Origin of the sequence: Blastococcus haudaquaticus (assembly GCF_900230285.1) — a bacterium.
GTDB classification, from domain to species: domain Bacteria; phylum Actinomycetota; class Actinomycetes; order Mycobacteriales; family Geodermatophilaceae; genus Blastococcus_B; species Blastococcus_B haudaquaticus.
In genome coordinates this window covers 263,310-284,380 of the sequence record NZ_OCNK01000003.1, presented here as the reverse complement: position 1 = coordinate 284,380, position 21,071 = coordinate 263,310, and the positions used below count along the sequence as shown (strand labels likewise).

General features: G+C 74.6%; 16 protein-coding genes and 2 tRNA genes. 4 read left to right on the top strand and 14 right to left on the bottom strand.

Going from position 1 to position 21,071, the window contains the following annotated elements; translation table 11 throughout:
• The first annotated feature begins 30 nt into the window (after positions 1 to 30).
• The 3 genes from CRP30_RS12700 (at position 31) to CRP30_RS12690 (ending at position 4,325) form a co-directional block, all read left to right on the top strand.
• On the top strand, positions 31 to 1,392 hold the full coding sequence (locus tag CRP30_RS12700) for an ABC transporter substrate-binding protein (RefSeq protein WP_235003365.1): 1,362 nt from the start codon (positions 31 to 33) through the stop codon (positions 1,390 to 1,392).
• A gap of 205 nt (positions 1,393 to 1,597) precedes the next feature.
• On the top strand, positions 1,598 to 2,590 hold the full coding sequence (locus CRP30_RS12695) for a UDP-glucuronic acid decarboxylase family protein (RefSeq protein ID WP_235003364.1): 993 nt from the start codon (positions 1,598 to 1,600) through the stop codon (positions 2,588 to 2,590).
• Between the two features lie 97 nt (positions 2,591 to 2,687).
• Complete coding sequence (locus tag CRP30_RS12690; protein WP_097184346.1) at positions 2,688 to 4,325, top strand: VWA domain-containing protein; 1,638 nt, start codon at positions 2,688 to 2,690, stop codon at positions 4,323 to 4,325.
• Positions 4,326 to 4,403: 78 nt separating this feature from the next.
• Here the strand turns inward: CRP30_RS12690 and CRP30_RS12685 are convergent, their stop codons facing one another.
• The 10 genes from CRP30_RS12685 to CRP30_RS12640 all read right to left on the bottom strand — a co-directional run bounded on the left by CRP30_RS12685 (position 4,404) and on the right by CRP30_RS12640 (position 15,167).
• Positions 4,404 to 5,342 (bottom strand): glycosyltransferase family 9 protein, encoded by a 939-nt coding sequence (locus tag CRP30_RS12685; RefSeq protein ID WP_304528902.1) that lies wholly within the window; start codon positions 5,340 to 5,342, stop codon positions 4,404 to 4,406.
• 8 nt (positions 5,343 to 5,350) lie between these two features.
• The gene (gene rfaE2, locus CRP30_RS12680) at positions 5,351 to 6,724 is read right to left on the bottom strand and encodes a D-glycero-beta-D-manno-heptose 1-phosphate adenylyltransferase (protein WP_097184344.1); all 1,374 of its coding nucleotides are present in this window, start codon (positions 6,722 to 6,724) and stop codon (positions 5,351 to 5,353) included.
• On the bottom strand, positions 6,721 to 7,404 hold the full coding sequence (locus CRP30_RS12675) for a D-sedoheptulose-7-phosphate isomerase (protein WP_097184343.1): 684 nt from the start codon (positions 7,402 to 7,404) through the stop codon (positions 6,721 to 6,723). The genes rfaE2 and CRP30_RS12675 overlap by 4 nt, the downstream gene beginning before the upstream one ends.
• Positions 7,401 to 8,615, bottom strand: coding sequence for a glycosyltransferase (locus CRP30_RS12670; RefSeq protein ID WP_097184342.1), 1,215 nt, complete (start codon positions 8,613 to 8,615; stop codon positions 7,401 to 7,403). Before CRP30_RS12670 ends, CRP30_RS12675 begins: the two co-directional genes overlap by 4 nt.
• On the bottom strand, positions 8,612 to 9,592 hold the full coding sequence (locus CRP30_RS12665; protein ID WP_097184341.1) for a glycosyltransferase: 981 nt from the start codon (positions 9,590 to 9,592) through the stop codon (positions 8,612 to 8,614). The genes CRP30_RS12670 and CRP30_RS12665 overlap by 4 nt, the downstream gene beginning before the upstream one ends.
• A complete protein-coding gene (locus CRP30_RS12660; protein ID WP_235003363.1) occupies positions 9,589 to 10,596 on the bottom strand; it encodes a glycosyltransferase family 9 protein in 1,008 nt (335 codons plus the stop codon). Before CRP30_RS12660 ends, CRP30_RS12665 begins: the two co-directional genes overlap by 4 nt.
• A complete protein-coding gene (locus CRP30_RS12655) occupies positions 10,593 to 12,062 on the bottom strand; it encodes an HAD-IIIA family hydrolase (RefSeq protein ID WP_235003362.1) in 1,470 nt (489 codons plus the stop codon). The genes CRP30_RS12660 and CRP30_RS12655 overlap by 4 nt, the downstream gene beginning before the upstream one ends.
• Positions 12,063 to 12,172: 110 nt before the next feature.
• A complete protein-coding gene (locus CRP30_RS12650; RefSeq protein ID WP_097184339.1) occupies positions 12,173 to 12,673 on the bottom strand; it encodes a MarR family winged helix-turn-helix transcriptional regulator in 501 nt (166 codons plus the stop codon).
• 25 nt (positions 12,674 to 12,698) lie between these two features.
• Positions 12,699 to 13,664 (bottom strand): hypothetical protein, encoded by a 966-nt coding sequence (locus CRP30_RS12645; RefSeq protein WP_143278463.1) that lies wholly within the window; start codon positions 13,662 to 13,664, stop codon positions 12,699 to 12,701.
• Positions 13,665 to 13,877: 213 nt separating this feature from the next.
• A complete protein-coding gene (locus CRP30_RS12640) occupies positions 13,878 to 15,167 on the bottom strand; it encodes an Nramp family divalent metal transporter (RefSeq protein ID WP_097184337.1) in 1,290 nt (429 codons plus the stop codon).
• Between the two features lie 87 nt (positions 15,168 to 15,254).
• On the opposite strand from CRP30_RS12640, the gene CRP30_RS12635 reads away from it, so the two are divergent.
• Positions 15,255 to 16,568, top strand: a complete 1,314-nt coding sequence (locus tag CRP30_RS12635; protein ID WP_097184336.1) for an alpha-hydroxy-acid oxidizing protein — start codon at positions 15,255 to 15,257, stop codon at positions 16,566 to 16,568.
• Positions 16,569 to 16,902: 334 nt separating this feature from the next.
• On the opposite strand, the gene CRP30_RS12630 is transcribed toward CRP30_RS12635, so the two are convergent.
• The 4 genes from CRP30_RS12630 to CRP30_RS12615 form a co-directional block, all read right to left on the bottom strand.
• Positions 16,903 to 19,149, bottom strand: coding sequence for an MMPL family transporter (locus tag CRP30_RS12630; RefSeq protein WP_097184335.1), 2,247 nt, complete (start codon positions 19,147 to 19,149; stop codon positions 16,903 to 16,905).
• Between the two features lie 284 nt (positions 19,150 to 19,433).
• A tRNA-Arg gene (locus CRP30_RS12625) sits at positions 19,434 to 19,506 on the bottom strand.
• Positions 19,507 to 19,526: 20 nt separating this feature from the next.
• Positions 19,527 to 19,615 (bottom strand) — tRNA-Ser (locus tag CRP30_RS12620).
• 149 nt (positions 19,616 to 19,764) lie between these two features.
• A complete protein-coding gene (locus tag CRP30_RS12615; protein ID WP_097184334.1) occupies positions 19,765 to 20,970 on the bottom strand; it encodes an MFS transporter in 1,206 nt (401 codons plus the stop codon).
• Between the last annotated feature and the right edge of the window lie 101 nt (positions 20,971 to 21,071).

The following is a 21,071-nucleotide window of genomic DNA, read 5'->3' as shown; positions in this document are numbered from 1 at the left end:
AGACGCCCGGGCTGCATCAGAGGAGAACTGTTGTCCAGATCCTCCCGACGTCTCGTGTCCTTCCTGGCCGCAGCCACCGTCGTCTCCACCGTCGCCGCCTGTGGCGGCGGCAGCGATGACGACGGCGGCGGCGGTGGCGGTGGCGGTGGCGGTGGCGAGAACGAGGCCTCCGACATCGGCATCACCGAGGACACGATCAAGCTCGGCGCGCACTACCCGCTGACCGGTGTGGCCGCCCCCGGCTACAGCGAGATCCCGACCGGCGTCCAGGCGTACTTCGACTGGGTCAACGACAACGGCGGGGTCAACGGCCGGCAGATCGAGTACATCTACCGCGACGACGCCTACAACCCGACCAACACGACGCAGGTCGTCAACCAGCTGGTGCTGGAGGACGAGGTCTTCGCGATCGTCGGCGGTCTGGGCACCCCGACCCACAGCGCCGTCCTGGACTTCCTGAACAGCGAGGGCGTGCCCGACCTGTTCGTCTCCTCCGGCTCCCTGCTCTGGGGCGACGACCCGGAGGCGAACCCGTACACCTTCGGCTGGCAGACCGACTACACCAGCGAGGGCAAGATCATCGGCGAGTACATCGCCGAGGAGTTCCCGGACGCCAAGGTGGGTCTGTTCCTCCAGGACGACGACTTCGGCGAGGACGGCGAGGAGGGCATCCGCGAGTACATCGACGACCAGATCGTCGCGGCGGTCCGCTACACGCCGGGCAACACGAACGTGGCTCCGCAGATCTCCGAGCTGCAGGCCGCCGGGGCCGACTTCGTCGTCGGCTTCAACGTGCCCAGCTACACCGCGCTGTCGCAGCTGACCGCCCTGCAGCTCGGCTACCAGCCCGAGCAGTGGTTCTACTCGAACGTCGGGTCGGACCCCGCGCTGGTCGGCTCGCTGCTGGCCCGGTTCTCGCAGGGGTCGGTGACGGACGCCAGCCTGCTCGACGGCGCGCTGACCACCGGCTACCTGCCGACGGTCGACCAGACGGACAACCCCTGGATCCAGCAGTTCCAGGAGATCTGGGAGGCCTCGGGTCAGGAAGGTGAGCTGACGAACTACCGCGTCTACGGCATGTCGCAGGCGTACACCACGGTCCAGGCGCTGCAGGCCGCCGGTCAGAACCCGACCCGCGACGGCATCGTCGAGGCCATCGAGACCGCCGGTGCCGACTGGCAGGGACCGGTGTTCGCGCCGTACCGCTACTCGGCCGACAGCCACATGGGCACGAGCGGCATGTCGATCGAGCGCATCGTGGGCAACGGCTCCGAGGAGGTCCAGCCGGTCCGCATCACCGACATCGGTGACGCGGAGATCGAGGAGTTCGACGGCGAGGCCTCGGCCCCGCCGGAGAACGGCATCCCCGACGAGGAGTCCGCCGTCGACTGAAAAAGGACCTCGTGCCCCCCGACCCTCGCTCCGCTCGGGCCGGGACCCTGCACGAGGCCGTTCCAGCAGGTCACGTGGGCCGTCGGTCTCCTTCGGGAGGCCGGCGGCCCGCCGGCGTCCGCGGACACTTCGGTTCCGAAGTGTGTGCAGTTGATCTCCGGGTAGGAGGGCGCGGGCACGTCAGCCGAGGGTGAGAGGTGCAGCGATGTCACAGCCGATGCCGGTCCGCGAGGCCCGCACCATCCGCCGGGCCGTGGTCACCGGTGGGGCCGGGTTCCTCGGATCGCACCTGTGCGAGCAGTTGCTCGAGCGCGGGGTCGAGGTCGTCTGCCTCGACAACTTCCTCACCGGCTCCCCCGAGAACGTCGTGCACCTCATGGAGCACCCCGGCTTCCGGCTCATCCGCTGCGACGTCACCGACTTCGTGCACGTCCCCGGGCCGGTCGACCTGGTCCTGCACTTCGCCTCCCCCGCCAGCCCGATCGACTACCTCAAGATGCCCATCGAGACGCTGAAGGTCGGCAGCCTCGGCACGCTGCACACCCTCGGCCTGGCCCACGAGAAGGGCGCCCGCTACGTGCTGGCCTCCACGTCGGAGGTCTACGGCGACCCGCTGGAGCACCCCCAGCGCGAGGAGTACTGGGGGAACGTCAACCCGGTCGGCCCCCGCGGCGTCTACGACGAGGCCAAGCGGTTCGGCGAGGCGATGACGACGGCCTACCGGACGTCCAAGGGCACGGACACGGGCATCGTGCGGATCTTCAACACCTACGGCCCGCGGATGCGCGCCGACGACGGCCGGGCCATCCCCGCCTTCGTCGGCCAGGCCCTGGACGGCCGTCCCCTGACCGTCGCCGGCGACGGCTCCCAGACACGGTCCATCTGCTACGTCGACGACACCGTCCGCGGCATCCTCGCCATGGCGTTCTCGAACCACGCCGGACCCGTCAACATCGGCAACCCCGACGAGCTCTCCATGCTCCGGCTGGCGCAGTGGATCGCCGAGCTGACCGGCTCGGACTCGGCCGTCGAGTTCATCGACCTGCCGGTGGACGACCCGAAGGTGCGTCGTCCCGACACCACCCGCGCGGAGGAGCTGCTGGACTGGCGGCCCACGGTCCCGTCGGAGGAGGGGCTGCGCCGCACGGTCGACTGGTTCGCCGCTCAGCGGGAACGCGGAGCCGTTCGCGCGGGGTGAGCGAAACAGCACACTGAGTTCGCCGTGGGCCAACTAAGCTGGCCCGTGCGGACTCGGGGGAGCCGCGTCCCCCCGAGTCGAACCACAGAGAGCGAGCATGGGCCGCCACGCCGATCCCACTGCCACACGCCGCAGGGCGCCCCTCCCCCTCCTCGTCGCCGCGGGGGTCGTCGTCCTCCTGGTCGCCGGCGGACTGGCCTGGTGGCTGACCGGATCGGACGGCCCGTGCGGGACACGCGAGTCCGTCGCCGTCACGGTGGCGCCCGAGTTCGAGCCGGTCGCCGCGCAGCTGCTGGCCGAGCCGATCGAGCTCGACGGCGAGGTCTGCGCCGAGGCGGCGGTCACCGCGCAGCAGCCGCTGCAGACCGTCGGTGACCTGGCGGCGCTGGAGGACGGCGCCCTGCCCGACGTATGGGTGCCCGACTCCTCCCTGTGGGTGGCGCGGGCCGGCGACGCCCCACTCGAGCCGGTCGGGTCCGCCGCCACGTCCCCCGTCGTCCTGGCCACCAGCAGCGAGGCGGTCGAGGCCCTCGGCTGGAACGCCACCCCGCCCGGCTGGGGTCAGGCCCTCGCCGGCCAGCAGCCGCTGGCCGTGCCGGACCTCGCGACCAGCGCCGAGGGCCTGGCCGCACTGAGCGCCGTCCGCACCGCGCTCGGCGCCGACGCCGATGCCGACAACGCCGTCGTCCAGGCCGTGCTGGCCGCCCAGCGCGGGGCAGCGCTCTCGGTGGCCGACGGGCTGGCCGCCGGGCGGGACGGTGGCGCCGACGCCCCGCTCGTGCCGGTCAGCGAGCAGGAGGTGGTCGCGACCAACCAGGGCGCCGACTCCTCCTCGCTCGTCGCCGTCTACCCGGCCGAGGGCAGCCCGTCGCTGGACTACCCGGTCGTGCGGATCGGTTCCCCGTCCGGCAGCGCCGCCACCGCCGTGGACGCCGTGGTGAGCCGGCTGACGTCGGACACCGCACGGACGGCCGCCCTGGACGCCGGCTTCCGCGACGCCGACGGCACGGCGCCCGCCGACGCGGACGGCACCGGGATCCAGGCGACCGCCCCCACCCCGCTGGGCCTGGACCCGGCCGGCGTGCAGGCCCTGCTCGCCCGGCTGTCCAGCCTGGCGTCGCCGTCCCGGATCCTGGCGGTCTTCGACGTCTCCACGTCGATGGAGGCCCCGGTGGGCGACGGCACCCGCGCCACCCTGGCGCGGGACGCGGCCAAGGCCACGCTGTCCCTGGTCCCGGGCGACTACGCGCTCGGGCTGTGGGTGTTCGCCTACCAGCTGGCCGATGGCCAGGACTGGACCGAGCTCGTGCCGACGCAGGAGCTCGACGCCGACGCCGGGGGCCGTCCGCAGCGCGACGTCCTCGACAGCCAGCTCGACACCATCCCCGAGCGGCTCACGCCCGGCGGCACGGGCCTGTACGACACGACGCTGGCAGCCGTCCGCGCGGCGCGGGACAACTACGACCCGACCGCCGTCAACAGCGTCCTGGTGCTGACCGACGGCACGAACGAGGACGACGAGTCGGGTCTGCAGCTCGACGCGCTGCTGGAGACGCTGCGCAGCGAGGCGAACCCCGAGCGGCCGATCAAGGTGATCGGGGTGGCCCTGGGGCCGGACGCCGACCTCGGCGCGCTGGAGCAGATCGCCGAGGCGACCGCCGGAGCGGCCTACTCGGCCGTCGACCCCGCCGACCTGCAGACGGTCCTGTTCGACGCCCTCCGCCAGCGGGGGTAGCACCGACCGACCCGCTGTCGGGAACCTCGTGCTCTGAGTCGCCACCGACTCAGAGCACGAGGTTCCGCGGACGTGGTGTCAGACCGCAGCCGGCAGGGCGTGCAGCGCCTCGATGACCTCGTCGACCGTGATCGCCGCCAGCGCCGGGTCCAGCTCGGTGCCCCACGGGTCGCCGGTGCCCTGGTGGACGTCGCCGTGCCAGAGGACGGCGTGCAGTGCTCCTCCGCCCAGCCCGGCGCGGGCCGGCGGTCCCCACAGTGCCGGCGACACCGGTCCGAACAGCACCACCGAGGGACGGCGGTACGCCGACGCCAGGTGCGCGACGCCGGTGTCGCCGCACACCACCAGCCGGGCGGCGGCCACGACGGCCGCCAGCTCGAGCGACGAGGTCCGGCCGGCGAGCACCGCCTCCTCCCCCAGTCCGGCCACCGAGGCGACCGTGCGGGCCAGCTCCACCTCGGCCGGCCCGCCGGTGATCCGGACGTCGTGGCCCTGCGCGGCGAGGTGGCGGGCGACCGCGGCGAAGCGCGCGGGCGGCCAGCGCCGGCCGGGATGGGCCGCCCCGGGGTGGACGACGGTGACCCCGGACGCCGGCGGCGGCCCGGCCGGGGCGGCGAGGTCGAGGGCGTCCGGATCGGCGTCGACGCCCAGGCCTTCGGAGACCAGCCGGCACCAGCGCCGGACCTCGTGCTCGTCGGCGTACCACGTCGGGCCCGGATAGCCCGGGCTGTCGAAGGTCAGCAGCCGCTCCGGACGCAGGTCGGCCACGATCACGTGCGAGGCCGGCCCCTTGCCGTGCAGGTCGACGGCCACCTCGGGTGGCGGCCCGCTCCAGTCCAGCGGTTCCAGCTCGCGCGCGGGCAGCACCTCGTCGACGGCGTCGATCAGCCCGGCCAGCGGACGCAGCGCCTCCGTCGTGGCGAGCACCAGCCGGTGGTCGGGCACCGCCGCCCGCACCGCCCGGATGGCCGGCACCCCGGTCAGCAGGTCCCCCAGCCCCAGCGGTCGCAACACCACGGCGGTCTTCACACTTGGGAGCGCTCGACCAGCGCCGTCGTCGAGTGCCCGTCGAGGTAGGGCAGCACGACGGCCTGCCCGCCCCAGGTCCGCAGCACGGCCGCCTCCGGCAGGTCCGCACCGGCGTAGTCGCCACCCTTGGCCCAGACGTCGGGCCGCAGTCGATCCAGTACCGCCGTGGGGGTGTCCTCGTCGAAGACGACGACGGCGTCCACGAACTCCAGCGCCTCCAGCACCCGCGCGCGGTCCGGTGCGCTGACCAGCGGCCGGGTCGGTCCCTTCAGGCGACGCACCGACTCGTCGGAGTTGATGCAGACGATCAGGCAGTTCCCCAGCCCGCGGGCCGCCCGCAGCGTGGCGACGTGCCCGGCGTGCAGCAGGTCGAAGCAGCCGCCGGTCGCCACCACGGTCCCCCCGGCGGCCCGCACCCGCGCCAGCAGCGCGTCGGCCGACGACCCGGCGGGGACCGGCTCCGGCTCCGGCCGGGCGTCGCTGTCCCAGGCACTGGCGCCACCGCGCGCGACGAACGCCGAGGCGGCCGCCACTGCCGCCGCCACCGCTTCCCCGGTCACCGCGCCGTCGGCCAGGGCGAGCGCTGCCGCCGCCGCGAACGAGTCACCGGCACCGCAGGCGTCTCCTCCGCTGACGGCGACCGCCGGCACCACCATGGGCGCCCCCTCGCCGTAGGAGAGCAGCGCGCCGCGGGCACCCAGGGTCACGGCGACCGCCCCCACTCCCCAGGTCCGGATGAGCGCCTCGGCCCGTGCACCCACGGCGGCCAGGCCCTGCCCGGCGGCGGTGACGGCGCCCGCCACCCGGGCCGCCTCGGCGCCGTTGGGGGTGACCAGACGGGCGTTGGGCACCGGGTCGGCCCCCCGCGGGTGCGGATCCCACACGACCGGACCGCCCGCGGCGGCCAGCGCCGCGCGGACATCGGGCGCGGACGTGGTGCCCCGGCCGTAGTCCGCGACGAGCACCGCCGCCGCGTCGCGGATGGCCGCGGCGGCCTCGTCCGGCAGCGCGCCCAGCGTCGCCACCGGCGCCCCGCTGTCCAGCCGCACGACGGAGTGGTCCCCCACCCGCACCCGCTGCTTGACCGCCGTCCCACCCGAGGCCGGGATGGGCAGCAGCCGCACCCGGCCGTCGAGCAGCGCGGTGAGCCGCCGCGCGCCGTCGTCGGTGTCGATCGGGGCGACCAGCACCACCTCGCGCGACGTGGCGGCGGCCGCGATCACCGCGGCCAGGGCCGCACCTCCGGGGCGCTCCCGGGTCTCCACGTCCTCGACCACGGGGACGGGAGCGTCCGGGGTCAGCCGAGAGGCCGTCCCGACCAGGTCGACGTCGAGCAGCGCGTCGCCGACGACGACCAGCGGCCCGCTCATGACGCGCTCCCGAGCGACGGGCCGCTGGGCACCCGCGACGGCTCGGCCAGCACCGCGGCGTCGAAGGCGGCGCACACCAGGTGCAACGCGACCAGGTGGCACTCCTGCACGGTCGCCGTCCACGGGGAGTCGATGCAAACGGCGTCGTCGGCGACCGCCGTCAACGGGTTGGGCGCCGGTCCGGTGAGCGCCAGCACGGTGATCCCGCAGTCGCGGGCCCGGCGGGCGGCGGCCACCGCGTTCGGGGAGCGTCCCGAGGTGGAGAGCAGGACCAGCACGTCACCGGCGCGGCCGTGGGCCTCCACCTGGCGGGCGAACAGCTCGTCGGCCGGGTAGTCGTTCGCGATCGCGGTCAGCGACGAGGTCTCCGCGGTCAGGCAGATGGCGGAGAACGGGGGCCGGTCGGCGCGGTACCTGCCGACGAGTTCCGCGGTCAGGTGCTGCGCCTGCGCGGCGCTGCCCCCGTTCCCGGCGGCCAGCAGGCGTCCGCGGCCCGAGCCGCACAGCACGTCGGCCAGGTGCCGGCCCCAGCGGTCGAGGGCGTCGAGCTGGCCGTTCAGCGAGCCGATCGCGGCGGTCAGCGAGGCGACGTGTTCGGCCCCGGTGAGGTGCGTGCACGTGTCCGGCGAGGGGACGTGGGCCGCCACGTTCTCGAAGAAGGAGTGCGGGGTGACGCTCATCGGGTGGCCTCCACGGGAGTGCGGCGGGCGAGCACCTGCCGGTAGACGGTCTCGGTGTCCGCGACGACGCGGCTCCAGCGGTAGCGGCTGCGCGCGCGGCGCACCCCGGCCGCGCCGTAGGCCGCACGCCGCTCGTCGTCGGCGAGCAGCGCCGCGAGGACCTCGCCGAGCCGCTCGGGGTCGCGCGGGGGGACGAGGTCGCCGGTGACGCCGTCGGCCACGCTGTCCTGCAGCCCGCCGACGGCCGTGGCGACGACGGGGCGGCCGCAGGCCATGGCCTCGAGCGGGGTGATGCCGAACGGCTCGTACCAGGGGACGGCCAGGACCACGTCGGCCGAGCGGATCCACCCCGGCACGTCGGCCCGGGCCACGGAGCCCGCGAAGACCAGCCGGTCGGCGACCCCCGCCTCGGCGGCGATGGCCCGCAGCCGGCGCACCTCCGGATCTCCGTCGACGGCGTCGGTCGGGGGTCCGCCGACCACCACGAGCTCGGCGTCGGGGACGGCGCGCAGGGCCCGGACGGCGTCGTCCTGACCCTTGCGCTCCACCAGCCGGCCGAGGACCAGCAGCCGCGCGCGCTCCCCGCGGGGAGCCACCGGCCCGCGCGGCGTGAACACCGCGGTGTCGACGCCGCAGGGCACGATCGAGACGCGGTCCGTGGCCAGGCCGAGACGGCGCAGCTCGACGACCTCGTCGGAGCAGGTGGCCACCACGTGGCTCACGTCGCGGCACAGCCCGCGCTCCAGGTCGATCCGGTCGTCCGGCGAGGTGTCCGCCCCGCCCTGGTGGCGGCGCTTGACCGAGCCGAGGGCGTGGAACGTCTGCAGCACCGGCACCGGGGACAGCAGGCCGGCGGCGGCCTCGACCGACGCCAGGCCGCTCATCCAGAAGTGCGCGTGCACGACATCGGGCCGCGCGGCCGCCCAGCCGTCCCGGAGGACCCGGGCGAAGGCCGGCATGTGCCGGAGCAGCTCGTCCTTGGCCAGCGGCTCCGGCGGGCCGGCGGTCACGTGCACCACGTTGTAGCCGTCCTGCACGACCACCCGCTCGGGCAGCGACGCGTCGTCCCGGCGGGTGTGCACGGTGACGTCGTGCCCGCGCTCGGCCAGGCCGGCGGCCAGTGCTGCGACGTGCACGTTCTGCCCGCCGGCGTCGACGCCGCCGATGGCGGCGAGCGGACTCGCGTGCTCGCTGACCAGGTCGATCCTCATCGCGTGACCTCCTCCAGCAGCGCGTCCCAGTCGCGCAGGAAGCGGTCGAGCCCGTAGCGCTCGAGGGCGGCGGCGCGGGCGGCCTTCCCGGCCAGCCGGGCGGCGTCCTCGTCGCGCACGAAGTGCCGGACCGCCTCCCACAGCCGCTCCGGGCGGGTGGACAGCACCCCCGCCTCGGTGGGCACGGCCTCCACCGCCTCGGTCGTGGCGAGCCCGACGACCGGCATGCCCAGGTGCATGGCCTCGAGCAGCGAGAGCCCGAGCGAGGTCCAGCGCACCGGGTGCACGTAGACGCGCCGGCGGGCCAGCTCGGCGTGCATCGCCGACTGCGGCGGGTCGTCGAACAGGCTCACGCGCGAGGGGTCGAGGCCGTACGTCTCGTGCAGGCCCGGCAGCCCCATGCCGAAGACGTCGACCGGCGCGGCCGCCGCCAGCCCGGGCAGCAGGTCGGCCCCCACGGTGCGGCCCCGGCGGACCGGCTCGTTGACGACGACGGCGGCGCGCGCGAGCTCGCCGGTGTACCGCTCCCCCGGATCGACGATGCCGTGCTCGATGACCGTCGTCGGGGCGCGGCCGTTGTCGTAGAAGAGCCGGTTGAAGTGCGTGACGTGCGCGATCGGGATGTCGTCGCGGTCGGCCAGCGGGTGCCGGGTGTGCGGGACCGGACCGTCGTCGGGCTCCAGCCCGGGTGCGTTGTGCTCCAGGAACACCGCGGGCAGGTCCCGGCCCGGCTCGCGCCCCAGCCACTCCCGGACCAGCTCGAGGTCGCGGGTCCGCTGGAGGACGACGACGTCGATCTGCTCGTCCCGCAGGGCCTCGGGTGTCACCTCCCGGGCGGCGGCGGGCCAGTCCCAGGTGCGGGCCCGGCCCAGGCCGTCGCCGTCCCGACCGGGGGTGACGGGCAGCAGGTACTCGTGCTCGCCCTGGACGAACGCCGTCGTCCAGGAGCCGTGCACGTGCCAGATCAGGACCTTCACGACGTCACCAGCTTCTCCACCGCGGCGACCACGTCCGCCGCGGTCACCGAGGTCAGGCAGGGATGGCCGGGCACCGGGCACTCGCGGGCCCGGGTGTCGCGGCACGGGGCGTCCTGGTCCCCGAGCAGGACGGTCGGCACGCCGTACGGCGCCCACCGCGCGGCCGGGACGACGGGCGCGAACAGCGAGACCACGGGCGTCCCGACCGCGGCGGCCAGGTGTGCGGGGCCGGTGTTGCCGACGACGACGGCCGCGGCACCGTCGAGCAGCGCCGCCATCTCCGGCAGCGACGTCGCCCCGCCGAGGTCGACGCCCGCGGACCCGGCCACCGCCGCGGTCAGGGCCCGCTCCCCCGGACCGCCGGTGACCAGCACGCGGTGGCCCGCCGCCGTCAGCGCCTCGACGGCCTCCGCGCACCGATCCGCCGGCCAGGCCCGGGCGGGCACGGAGGCGCCCGGATGGAGGACGACGTAGCCGGGCTCGTGCGCGACGGCCGGCAGCGGACGCCGGACCGCGAGCCGGCCGTCGTCCCCCTCGGGGAGCTCGAACCTGGCCGCCCGGGCCAGGGAGAGCGCGCGCTCGGGCTCGGGGAGCTCGTCGTCGACCCGGTGGCGGACGTCGAGCAGCGTGCCGGGGTAGTCGACGCTGATCGCGGCGATCCGGGGCACCCCGGCGGTGCGCAGCAGCAGCGCCAGCGGCAGCGGCGACTGGTGGAACGACGTGGAGACGACGGCCTCGTCCGGCGCGAGGGCGCGCACGCGTTCGGTCAGGACGGCGAGGTCGTCGGCGTCGACCGGCGGCGGGTCGCCCAGGATCCAGGGGCAGCGCCAGGTCCAGACCTCGTCCACCCCGGGCAGCAGCCCGGCGGCGTCCGCCCCCGCCGGACCCGCGAGGAACACCACGCGGTCGGCGCCGGCGGCGACGGCGCGGACCAGCGGTCCCTGCAGGAGGACGTCGCCGGCGTTGTCGAGCCGGGCGACGAGCACCGTGCGGGCAGGCCTCACCACTGCCCGTCCAGGACCACGTCCACCGCTTCGGTCACGGACGCGAGCACCCAGTCGCTCGCGGCGAGCTCCTCGTCCCGGGTCACCGACGTGGGCACCAGCATGCCGACCGCGCCCGCGGCCGTCGCGGCCTCGACGTCGGCGCCGATGTCGCCGATGACGACGCAGCGGGCCGGGTCGACGTCGAGCTCGGCACAGGCGGCCTTCACCATGCCCGGCGCGGGCTTCCGGCAGGTGCAGCCGTCCTCGGGACCGTGCGGGCAGTACTGCACCGTGTCGAACGGGCCGAGCAGCTCGGCCAGCCGATCCATGCAGGCCTCGACCTGGGCACGGGTGATCAGCCCACGGGCGACGCCGGACTGGTTGCTGACCACGCCCACCCGGACACCCCGGGCGCGAAGCCGGTCCAGCGCCTCCTTCGCGCCGTCGACCGGCCACACCTCCTGCGGGTCGCCGTTGTAGGGCACGTCGTGGACCAGCGTGCCGTCCCGGTCGAACAGCACGAGGTCGGGCAGCCCGCGCCAGGCCCGCACGCCGCGGTGCCGCACGACGCCCGCGAGCCAGTGCCACGTCGCCAGCGGGGGAATGGCGGCACTGGTGAGGAGCATCGTGGTCACCTCGTCGCGGGTGCGCGGTCCGGATGCGATCCGCGCCCAGGCGAACTCGGCGGTCCCGGCGAGCCAGCAGGCGGCCGCGAGCGCCGCTGCCCGCGGTCGTCCCGCGGCCGCGAACCCGAGCGCCGCCACCGCGGCCGTCGTCACCGCGGTGTGCTGCGGACGGCGGCCCAGCGCGGCGTCGGCGCGGTCGCGCCAGTCGGGTCCATGCAGCCGCCGCATCAGGACGTCGTCGGCGTTGCCGGCCTGCACGCGGGTGCTGATCCAGCGGTCGGCGGGCCGGACGGGGTGGGTGATCCAGCGTTCGCCGCGCACCAGGCGGGCGCCGGTGTCCATCACCCGCAGCGCCAGGTCGGAGTCCTCGCGGAAGGCACGGGGGAAGCGCTCGTCGAAGCCGCCGACCGCGGCCAGCGCGGCGCGGCGGTAGGCGAGGTCGGCGGTGATCCAGCTGCTGGTGGCCAGGCCCGCGGTGCCGCGCTCCCAGTCGGTCGGCGGGCGGTCGTCGGGCAACGGCACGCGCACCCGGCCCTGGCTGCCCGCCACGTCGGCCGGGAGGTCGGCGAGGTCGTGCTCGAGGCGCTGGTACCAGTCGGCGTCGGGGACGACGTCGTCGTCGAGGAAGGCGATCCACTCCGTGCGCGCGGTGCGCCAGCCGAGGTTGCGGGCGCGGGCCGGGCCACCGCCCCCGGTGCGCACCACCCGGACCGGCGGCAGGCCCGGGCGCTCGGGGCGCAACGGCTCACCGGTGGGCCGGTCGTCGACCACGATCAGCTCGGCCGGCCGCGGCCCGGGAGCGGCGGCCAGGGCATCGAGGAGCACGTCCAGCGACGGCCGACCGATGGTCGGGACCACGACGCTGCTCCGTTCGAGCGCCGGCGACATGATCGCCTCGTGCCCGATCCAGTTGGGCGAGAAACACTACGGGCTTGAAGCTTCGCCGAACGCTCCGGGCGCCGCTGCGGTCACCGCCGTGAACGGGTGGCGGCCGACACCCGCGCGAGGGCGTCGGTGACCACGGGGGCGTCGTCCCCCAGCATGCTCAGCAGGTGGGCGACGAGGCCGTCGTGCGTTCCCGCCGCCTGCTCGACGCGCGACCGGCCGGCCGGCGTCAGCCGCGCCAGGAGCAACCGCCGGTCCCCGTCGCCGCGCTCGCGCAGCACCAGGCCGTCGGCCACGAGACGGTTCACCGTGCTGGTGACGCCGGCGCGGGACAGGCCCAGGGCCTCGGCGAGGTCCCCCATGCTGACGCGCTCGCCGGGTGTCTCGGCGAGCCGGCGCAGCGCCTCGAAGCCGGTGAGCGACAGGTCGTGCTCCCGGTGCAGTGCGGAGTCCACCCGCCGGGTGATCCGGTCGTGCACCTGGACGATGCGCAGCCAGGTCTCGGCGGGGCGGGGCACGGCCCCCGGGACGGCGCCTGCGTCCCGGGGGACACCGCGCGCGAGCGCGTCCTCGGGGCGGGGCACGGCTCCATCGTCGCCGATGGCGGCCTCAGGCGCTCCTGATGGGAGAGCGCCGGCGCGATCCGCGCTGGCCCAGGACGGAGACCAGCGTGGAGACGGTGCCCACCAGGGCGACGGCCGCGCTGGTCAGCGGCACGAGGTCCCGCCAGTCCTGGGTGGCCACCACGCGGTCGGCACCGGCAATGCGCAGTTCGACGTCGGCCACCACCGCCGACTCCGCGCCGACGAGGCTCACGGTCGTCCGGCCGGCCGCGGCACCGTCGGGGATGCGGATCTCCGCCTCGACCCGGCCGTCGCGACCGGCGGTCGCGGTGCCGAGGACCTCGCCGCCCTCGTGCAGCTGGATGGAGACCTCTTCGCCGGGCAGGAAGCCACCGGCGGAGACGGTGACGGTCCCCCCGGGACTGACCGCACGGACGGGCGCCTCGCTGCTCCGGTCCGCGGGCGAGGGGGACACCGACCCCGACGGGCGCGGTTCCGCCGACGGCGTCGGTGTCGGCGACGGCGTGCCCGGGGTCGGGTCGGCGCCCGGGCCGGAGTCGGACCCCGCGTCCGGGGTCTCCGTCGGCGCGGCGGTGGGGGCCGCCGAGGGGGGCGGGGTCGGGTCGGGGTTCGTCGGCTGGGCCACCGCGTCGCAGTCCTCGCGGGTGGGCCGGGTGAAGCTGTACTCCTCGAGCTCGTCGGTGAAGGCCGTGCCCGAGCCGTCGCCCGCGGTGAACTCCAGCCGCCCGTCGATCGTCTCGCCCCAGGCGACGTCACCGGTGCGGAGCACCACGGTCTCCCCCGGGGCCAGCTGCGCCTCGTCCTCGCCGGCCGGGGTGCGCGTGGTCGCCAGCCGGACGGCGTAGGGGACCGTGCCGGCGACCACCTCGACCACCAGCCCGCCCGGGCGGCAGCTCGGGCCGTGGGTCACCCGCGCGTCGGGACGGGTGGGGTCGTCGATCGCGGCGGCGGGAGCCGCCGAGGCCAGCGCGGCACCGAGGAGGAGGAGCACGAGGCTCGAGAGCACTCCGGCCGATGCGGCCGGTCGGACGTGGCGGGCGGACGTCGCGCGGTTCTCCGCGACGGGCCACTGGGTGGTCCTGATACGTGCTCCCCCAAGCGTGGTGCAACTTCGCTCGAACTATGACGGATGTGACGCTTCGTTGCCAGCCCGTTACTCGGCAGTTCGAGCGTGTCGTGCGGCGTGTCGGGAAGAACCCCGGGTTCAGCTGCCCAGGCCGACCAGTTCGTTGACGCACAGCACCACGAAGAGCAGGGCCGCCGCGACGAGCAGCCCGTTGGAGAGCCAGCCGTTGCGCCACTGCTCGGGTGTGCGGCTGCTGTTGAGCAGCCAGACGAGCGTGAGCGCCAGGAACGGCATGAAGAAGGCCCCCAGAGCGCCGTAGGCCACCACGATCGCGAAGGGCTGCCCCAGGAAGACCAGCACCATCGGGGGGAAGGTCAGCCAGAGGACGTAGCCGCGGTAGGGCAGGCTGCGCTCGGCAGGCCCCTCGCTCAGCTGCCCGCGCGCCTCGCGCCGCGTGCGCACGAAGTCGGTGAACAGCAGGCTCACCCCCTGCCAGACGCCGAGCAGCGACGAGAACGACGTCGCCCAGAAGCCGACCAGGAACAGCGTGGAGACGACGCGCCCGAAGCGGTCCCGCAGGATCTCGTCGAGGTCGAGCAGGCCGCGGTCGCCCTCCGTCAGCGTGATGCCGGACCGGTACAGCAGGTCGGCGCCGACGATGAGCATGGCGACGACGAAGACGCCGGTGGTGATGTAGGCGACCCGGTTGTCCAGGCGCATCACGCGCATCCACGACGCGTCGCGCCAGCCCTTGGCGTTCACCCAGTAGCCGTAGGCCGCCATGGTGATGGTTCCGCCCACCCCGCCGACCAGGCCCAGGGTGTAGACGGCCGACCCCTCCGGCAGCCGCGGCACCAGGCCGGAGAGGGTGGCGCCGAGATCGGGGACGACGAGCACCGCCAGGCCCACGACGATCACGAACATGACGCCGATCAGGGCGGTCATGACCTTCTCGAACACCCGGTAGTTGCCGAACCACACGAACGCCAGCCCGACGAGGCCGGAGAGGATCGCCCACGCCTCCAGTGGCAGCACGGGGAAGAGCGCGGCCAGGGGCAGCGCCGACGACGTCATCGCCGTCGCGCCGTAGACGAACCCCCAGATCGCCACGTAGACGGCGAAGTAGACCGACGTCCAGGCGCCCAGCGACCGCCAGCCGACGAAGATCGTGGAGCCCGTGGCGAGGTGCCAGCGCCCGGTCGCCTCGGCCAGCGCGATCTTGACGGCGACGCCCAGCACGACCGCCCAGAGGAGCGCGTACCCGAACCGCGAGCCGGCGATGAGGGTGGCGACGAGGTCGCCGGCGCCCACCGCGGTGGCCGCGACGACGATGCCGGGGCCGACCAGGCGCCACCGGCGGGTCTGCTGCTGGTCCGCGGCGGGGCGCGGATCGACGTCCTCACCCAGTCGTTCGGTCTCCTCGGCCACGCTGCCTCCCGGGTGTCGCAGCCAGTCCAGTCCAGGGCGGAGGACCTCGCAACCGGCGGGTGAGAGCCGGGTCACTACGGTGGCCGCGTGGACGAACCAGGCGTGGGCCGCCGTCGGCAGAACGAGGTCTACCGGGCCGGGGTGTACGGCCGTTCACCCCGGGTGCCGGTCGGGGCGCGCAGGCTGCAGGAGGCGGCGAAGAAGGCGCTGAACGCGCGCGCCTACGCCTACGTGGCCGGCGGCGCGGGCGACGAGGTCACGCAGCGGGCCAACCGGGCCGCCTTCGACCGGTGGGCGGTCGTCCCCCGGGTGCTCCGGGACGTCAGCAACCGGGACACCTCGATCGAGCTCTTCGGCCGGCGCCTCCCGGCCCCGCTGCTGCTGGGCCCGGTCGGGGCGCTGGAGCTGGTGCACGACGAGGCCGACCTCGCGGTCGCGCGGGCCGCGGCGGCCACCGGCGTCCCCATGGTCTTCTCCAACCAGGCGTCGTACTCCATGGAGGAGTGCGCGGCGGTCATGGGCGACTCCCCCCGCTGGTTCCAGCTGTACTGGTCGACGTCCGACGAGCTCGTCGAGAGCCTGGTCGGCCGGGCGGAGGCGGCCGGGTGCGACGCGATCGCGGTCACCCTCGACACGACGATGCTCGGCTGGCGGCCCCGCGACCTCGATCTCGGGCACCTGCCGTTCGCCCTGGGCAAGGGCATCGCGCAGTACACGTCGGACCCGGTGTTCCGCCGGCTGGTCGAGGAGCGGGTCGCCTCGGCCGGCGCCCCGGCACCCGCCGACCCGGCCGCCTCGGCGGAGCGCGACAAGCAGCCACGGCCGACCCCCGCCGCGGTGCGCGCCCTCGTCGGCATGGCGAAGGCGTGGCCCGGCTCGTTCCGCGACAACCTGAGGTCGCCGCTCCCCCGGGCCGCCGTCGAGACGTTCCTCGGCATCTACTCGCGGCCCTCCATCACCTGGGACGACCTGGCCTGGCTGCGGTCGCGGACTCGGCTGCCGATCCTGCTCAAGGGCGTCCTCCACCCGGACGACGCCCGGCGCGCGCTCGACGAGGGCGTCGACGGCCTCGTCGTCAGCACCCACGGCGGCCGGCAGGTAGACCGCTCCATCTCCGCGCTCGACGCGCTGCCCGAGGTGCTCGGCGCCGTCGCCGGGCGGGCACCGGTGCTGCTGGACAGCGGCATCCGCACCGGCGCCGACGTCTTCACCGCCGTGGCGCTCGGCGCGACGGCGGTCCTGCTCGGCCGGCCGTTCGCCTGGGGGCTGGCGCTGGGCGGCGAGGAGGGTGTGCGCCAGGTGATCGGCGACGTCCTCGGGGAGTTCGACCTCACCCTCGGCCTGACCGGGCACACCGCCGTGGACCAGCTCTCACCGGACATCCTGCGGCGCGTGGGCTGACCCGTCCTGGCGCCGCCGGGGCAGGGACGGCGCGCCGGAAACGACACTCCCGGGTCACCTTGACGGATCGGTGTGACCGGGCTCACAGTGATCGCGGGGCGGGAGAGCCGGCTACAGAGTGGCTATCCACTGCTGGGTAGACCGACCAACGCGGCCAGACCGTCAGGCCCGGCCTCCCGCCCCCACATCCTCCGTCCGGGCATCCAGATGGCCGCGCGCCGCGCCACCCGCGGCCACCTCAGCGCGGCCCGCAGGGGCACCCACTGACGAGATCTGCACACTCGCCCCCATCAGCGGCCCGATGACGGCGAGTGTGCAGATCTCGTCGGCGCGGTCAGTCGGTGGCGACCAGCTGCGGCACGTCGTCCCCGGCCCGCCGTCCGCCCTGCGCCGGGACGACGGCCGCCGGGCGGTCCGGCCCGACGTCGTGGGACATCGTCGGCAGCCAGTCCAGCCACCGCGGCAGGTACCAGTTGGCCTCGCCCAGCAGCCGCATGACCGCCGGCAGCAGCACCGCCCGCACCAGCGTCGCGTCGAGCAGCACCGCGAGCGCCAGCCCCAGCCCGATCTGCTTCATCGAGGTCATCGACAGCCCCACGAAGCAGAGGAAGACGAACACCATGATCATCGCGGCGCTGGTCACAACCCCGGCCGACGACGTGATGCCCGAGGCGATCGCCTCCCGCGTGGAGAGCCCGCGGTCCCGCGCCTCGCGGATCCGGCTGAGGATGAACACGTGGTAGTCCATCGAGAGGCCGAACAGGATGACGAAGAGGAACAGCGGGATCCAGTTCACGATCGGTCCGGTGGACTCCAGGCCGATGAGGTCGGCGCCCCAGCCCTCCTGGAAGACCAGCACCATCGCGCCGTAGGCCGCCGCCACCGACAGCAGGTTCAGGACGATGGCGGTCACCGCGACCACCACTGACCGGAACGACACGAGCAGCAGCAGGAAGGCCAGCACCAGCACGAACCCGAACACCCACGGCGTCCGCTCGGCCAGGAGCTCCTCGAAGGCCACCGACCAGGCGGTGCTGCCGGTGACCACCGCGGTGACGCCGTCCAGCTGGCCCACGGTCGCGGGGACGACGTCGTCGATGAGCATGGCCAGCGCGTCGCGGGAGGCCTGCTCCTCGCCGTCGCCCACCAGCGGCACGGAGACGACGGCGACGGTGCCCGCCTCGTTCGTCTCGACGCCGATCGGCTCGAACATGTCGCCGGTGGCCAGCGCCGTCCTCCGCAGGTCGGCGATCGCCGCCTGCACGGCGGGCGCGGTGACGTCGTCGGCCTCGAGCACGACCTGCGCGGGGTCGGACCCGCCCGGGAACGCCTCGGCGATCCGCTCGTAGGTCTGGATCACCGGGAGGTCGCCCGGGAGGTCGGTGATCCCGTTGTTGCGCAGCGACAGCCCGACGGCGGGGACGGCCAGCCCGACCAGCAGGCCGGCGGACACGAGCGCCGCGACCAGCGGCCGGCGGAGGACGACGCCCAGCACCGTGGGCCAGAACCGCCCGGGACCGGCCGCCCGGCGGCGGCCGATGAACGGCAGCCGGCCCTTCTCCACCCGGTCGCCGAGCCACGACATCAGCGCGGGCAGGACGGTGAGCGACCCGAGCACCGAGGTGGCGACGACGAGGATCGTCCCCACCCCGACCGCGGTGAACGAGGCGAACCCGGTGAGGAACATGCCGGCCATCGCGACGACCACGGTGATGCCGGAGATGAGCACCGAGCGGCCCGAGGTGGCCGCGGCGACCTCCAGGGCGTCCGCGGCGGAGAGCCCGCGGGCCCGCTCCTCGCGTTCGCGCTTGAGGTAGAAGAGCGAGTAGTCGACGCCGACGGCCAGGCCGATGAGCAGCATCACCGTCGGGGTGGTGCCGTCGACGTGCCAGAGCTGGCTGGTGAGGCTGAGCAGGCCGAACGCGGCGACGAACGCGGTGATCGCGAACACCAGGGGCAGTACCGCGGCGACGAGCGCGCCGAAGGTGAGCATCAGCACCGCGAGGATGATCGGGAGCGACAGCAGCTCGGCCTGCTGGAAGTCGGAGTCGAGCGCCTCGTCGAGGGCGAGGTCGGCGCTGGTGCCGCCGAACTGCTCCACGCGGACGTCGCCGTGCCGGTCGGCCACCTCGCCGACGGTGGCCTGGATGGCGCCGATCCGCTCGTCGGCGTCGTCCGGCGAGCCGCGGATGTCGAAGGTCACCAGCGCGGACCGGCCGTCGGCGGAGACGAGCGGGGCGCCGGCCAGCGGGCTGACCACGTTCGCCACCTCCGGGGTGTCCTCCAGGGTGGCAACCAGGTCGGTGAGCGCCGCCGTGGCGGTCGCGTCGCTGACGTCGTCCGCGCGCTGCACCAGGACCATCTCCGACGCCGGGTCCTCCCAGCCGTTCTCCTCGAGGATCACCTGGGCCTGGGCGGGTGCGCCGACCAGCTCCTCGCCGTCCTCGAGCTGGGCCTGGGGAACCAGTACCGAGGCGAGGACGGCCAGGGCGACGAACGCCAGCCAGCCGAAGACCGCCGTCTTCCGATGTCGCGCGCTCCACCTGCCCATGCGGGCGGCGAGGTTGCGGGATGTCTGCATGGGAGTGCCCCTCTGTCTCCGGGTGATGTGCCGCATCGACTCTTGCGGGGCAGCGGCTCCCGACCGATCCCGCCAGCTGGCCGATCGATGGTCGGGCCAGCCCGAACCCGCAGGTCGGAGGGCCACCGCTGCCCGCCGAGGAGCCTGGCGGCCGGCCCGGGGCAGGGACATCAGGGAGGACCCGGAGCGGTCCCTGGTTCAGCGCTCGGGGCATCCCCGGAAACGAATCTGCCGCGCCCTCCCCCGTCGGGGATGGCGCGGCAGATCGGTGTCTCAACCAGACGTGCACCCGAAGGGATTCGAACCCCTAACCTTCTGATCCGTAGTCAGATGCTCTATCCGTTGAGCTACGGGTGCCTGTGTTCAGTTGTCGTGCGCGGAGGCTCCGGGATTTGAACCCGGGATGGGGATTAACCCAAACCGCATTAGCAGTGCGGCGCCATAGACCGGACTAGGCGAAGCCTCCCGGGGTCCGAGTTCCTCGGAACCACCGAGGAGGAAGACTACCAGCGGCCCGGAGACGCCTCCCAGCCCGGGTCCGGCCGCCCGGCGAGATCTGCACACTCGCCCTGGTCAGGGCGCTGATGGGGGCGAGTGTGCAGATCTCGTCGCGGGTCAGGCGGGCACGGACTCCCGTGCGGCGGCCGGCACCGACGGGCGGCGGCCGGGCACCAGGGTGACGACGACGGCGAGCGCCGCGCCCGCGGTCGCGAGCACCAGGCTCCCCGGCACGCCGGACGACCCCTCGATGAGCGCACCGCCCAGGGCCGCGCCGATGGCCGAGGCGCCGACGGTGATGGTCGACAGCCAGGTGAAGGCCTCGGTCGTGGCGTGCACCGGCGCCATCGAGCCGACCAGCGTGTTCTGCACCGTCAGCGTGGGCGCGATCGCCGTCCCACCCAGGAAGAGCAGCACGCCGAGCGCCCAGGGGCTGGAGATCCAGGCCAGCGGGGCGAGGCCGATGGTCACGCCGAGCAGCAGCAGGCGGTACTGCCGGGGCAGCGAGCTGCTCAGCACGCGGGCGCCGAACCACAGGCCGCCGACGACCGAGCCGAGCGCCCACAGCGCCAGCAGCAGGCCGGACAGGCCGGGCGACCCGGTGGAGTCCGCGAACGCCGGGATGGCCACCTCGAGCGCGCCGAAGCCGAGCATGAGCGCGGCACCGCTGAGCAGCAGGCGCGGCATGCCGGGGGTGAGCACGGTGGAGAACAGCCCGGCGCGGGCGCCGACCACGGGCTCGTAGGCACGGGTCGCCGCGGACGTCGCGATGCCCAGGGCGCCGAGGATGCCGAGGACGCCGGCGAGGCCCACACCCGCGGCAGGCGAGACGAACACGGCGAGGGCGGCCACCAGCGACGGACCCACGACGAAGACCAGCTCGGTGGCGGTGGCGTCGAGGGCGTAGGCGGTGGGGCGCACCCGGACGTCGACCCGCGACCAGAGGGCGCGGACGGTGCCCGACACCAGCGGCGTGGCCATGCCGGCCAGCGCCGCGGCCGCGATCACGACGAGATCGGCCGCACCGCCCAGGACGACGGCGATGAGCAGCGCCAGCAGCAGCGGGTACACGGCCGCCTGCGTGAAGAGGATCGGACGCGGACCCCGCCGGTCGGCCAGCCGGCCCAGGATCGGGGCCATGACGGCGGAGGCGATACCCAATGTGGCTGAGGCCAGCCCTGCAACCGCGTAGGAACCGGTCTGCTGCTGCACCATCAGCAGGAGCGCGAGCGGCACCATGGCCGACGGCAGACGACCGGCGAAGCCGGCAAGGAGGAGGACCGGGGCGGAGGGAAGCCGCCACACGGACAGGTAGGCACGCACGACTGCACTCGTTTCACACTTGCAGGGAAGGAATCTGTAGGGGGTCTAACGGAGTTAACCCCCTACAACGTCCCGAGGCTATCACCCAGGGGTAGGGAGTC

Excerpts from the sequence above, each read along its gene's own strand:
- CRP30_RS12695 (WP_235003364.1), top strand. The coding sequence starts at position 1,598 with ATGTCACAGCCGATGCCGGTCCGCGAGGCCCGCACCATCCGCCGGGCC.
- CRP30_RS12690 (WP_097184346.1), top strand. The coding sequence starts at position 2,688 with ATGGGCCGCCACGCCGATCCCACTGCCACACGCCGCAGGGCGCCCCTC.
- rfaE2 (WP_097184344.1), bottom strand. The coding sequence starts at position 6,724 with ATGAGCGGGCCGCTGGTCGTCGTCGGCGACGCGCTGCTCGACGTCGAC.
- CRP30_RS12675 (WP_097184343.1), bottom strand. The coding sequence starts at position 7,404 with ATGAGCGTCACCCCGCACTCCTTCTTCGAGAACGTGGCGGCCCACGTC.
- CRP30_RS12670 (WP_097184342.1), bottom strand. The coding sequence starts at position 8,615 with ATGAGGATCGACCTGGTCAGCGAGCACGCGAGTCCGCTCGCCGCCATC.
- CRP30_RS12630 (WP_097184335.1), bottom strand. The coding sequence starts at position 19,149 with ATGCAGACATCCCGCAACCTCGCCGCCCGCATGGGCAGGTGGAGCGCG.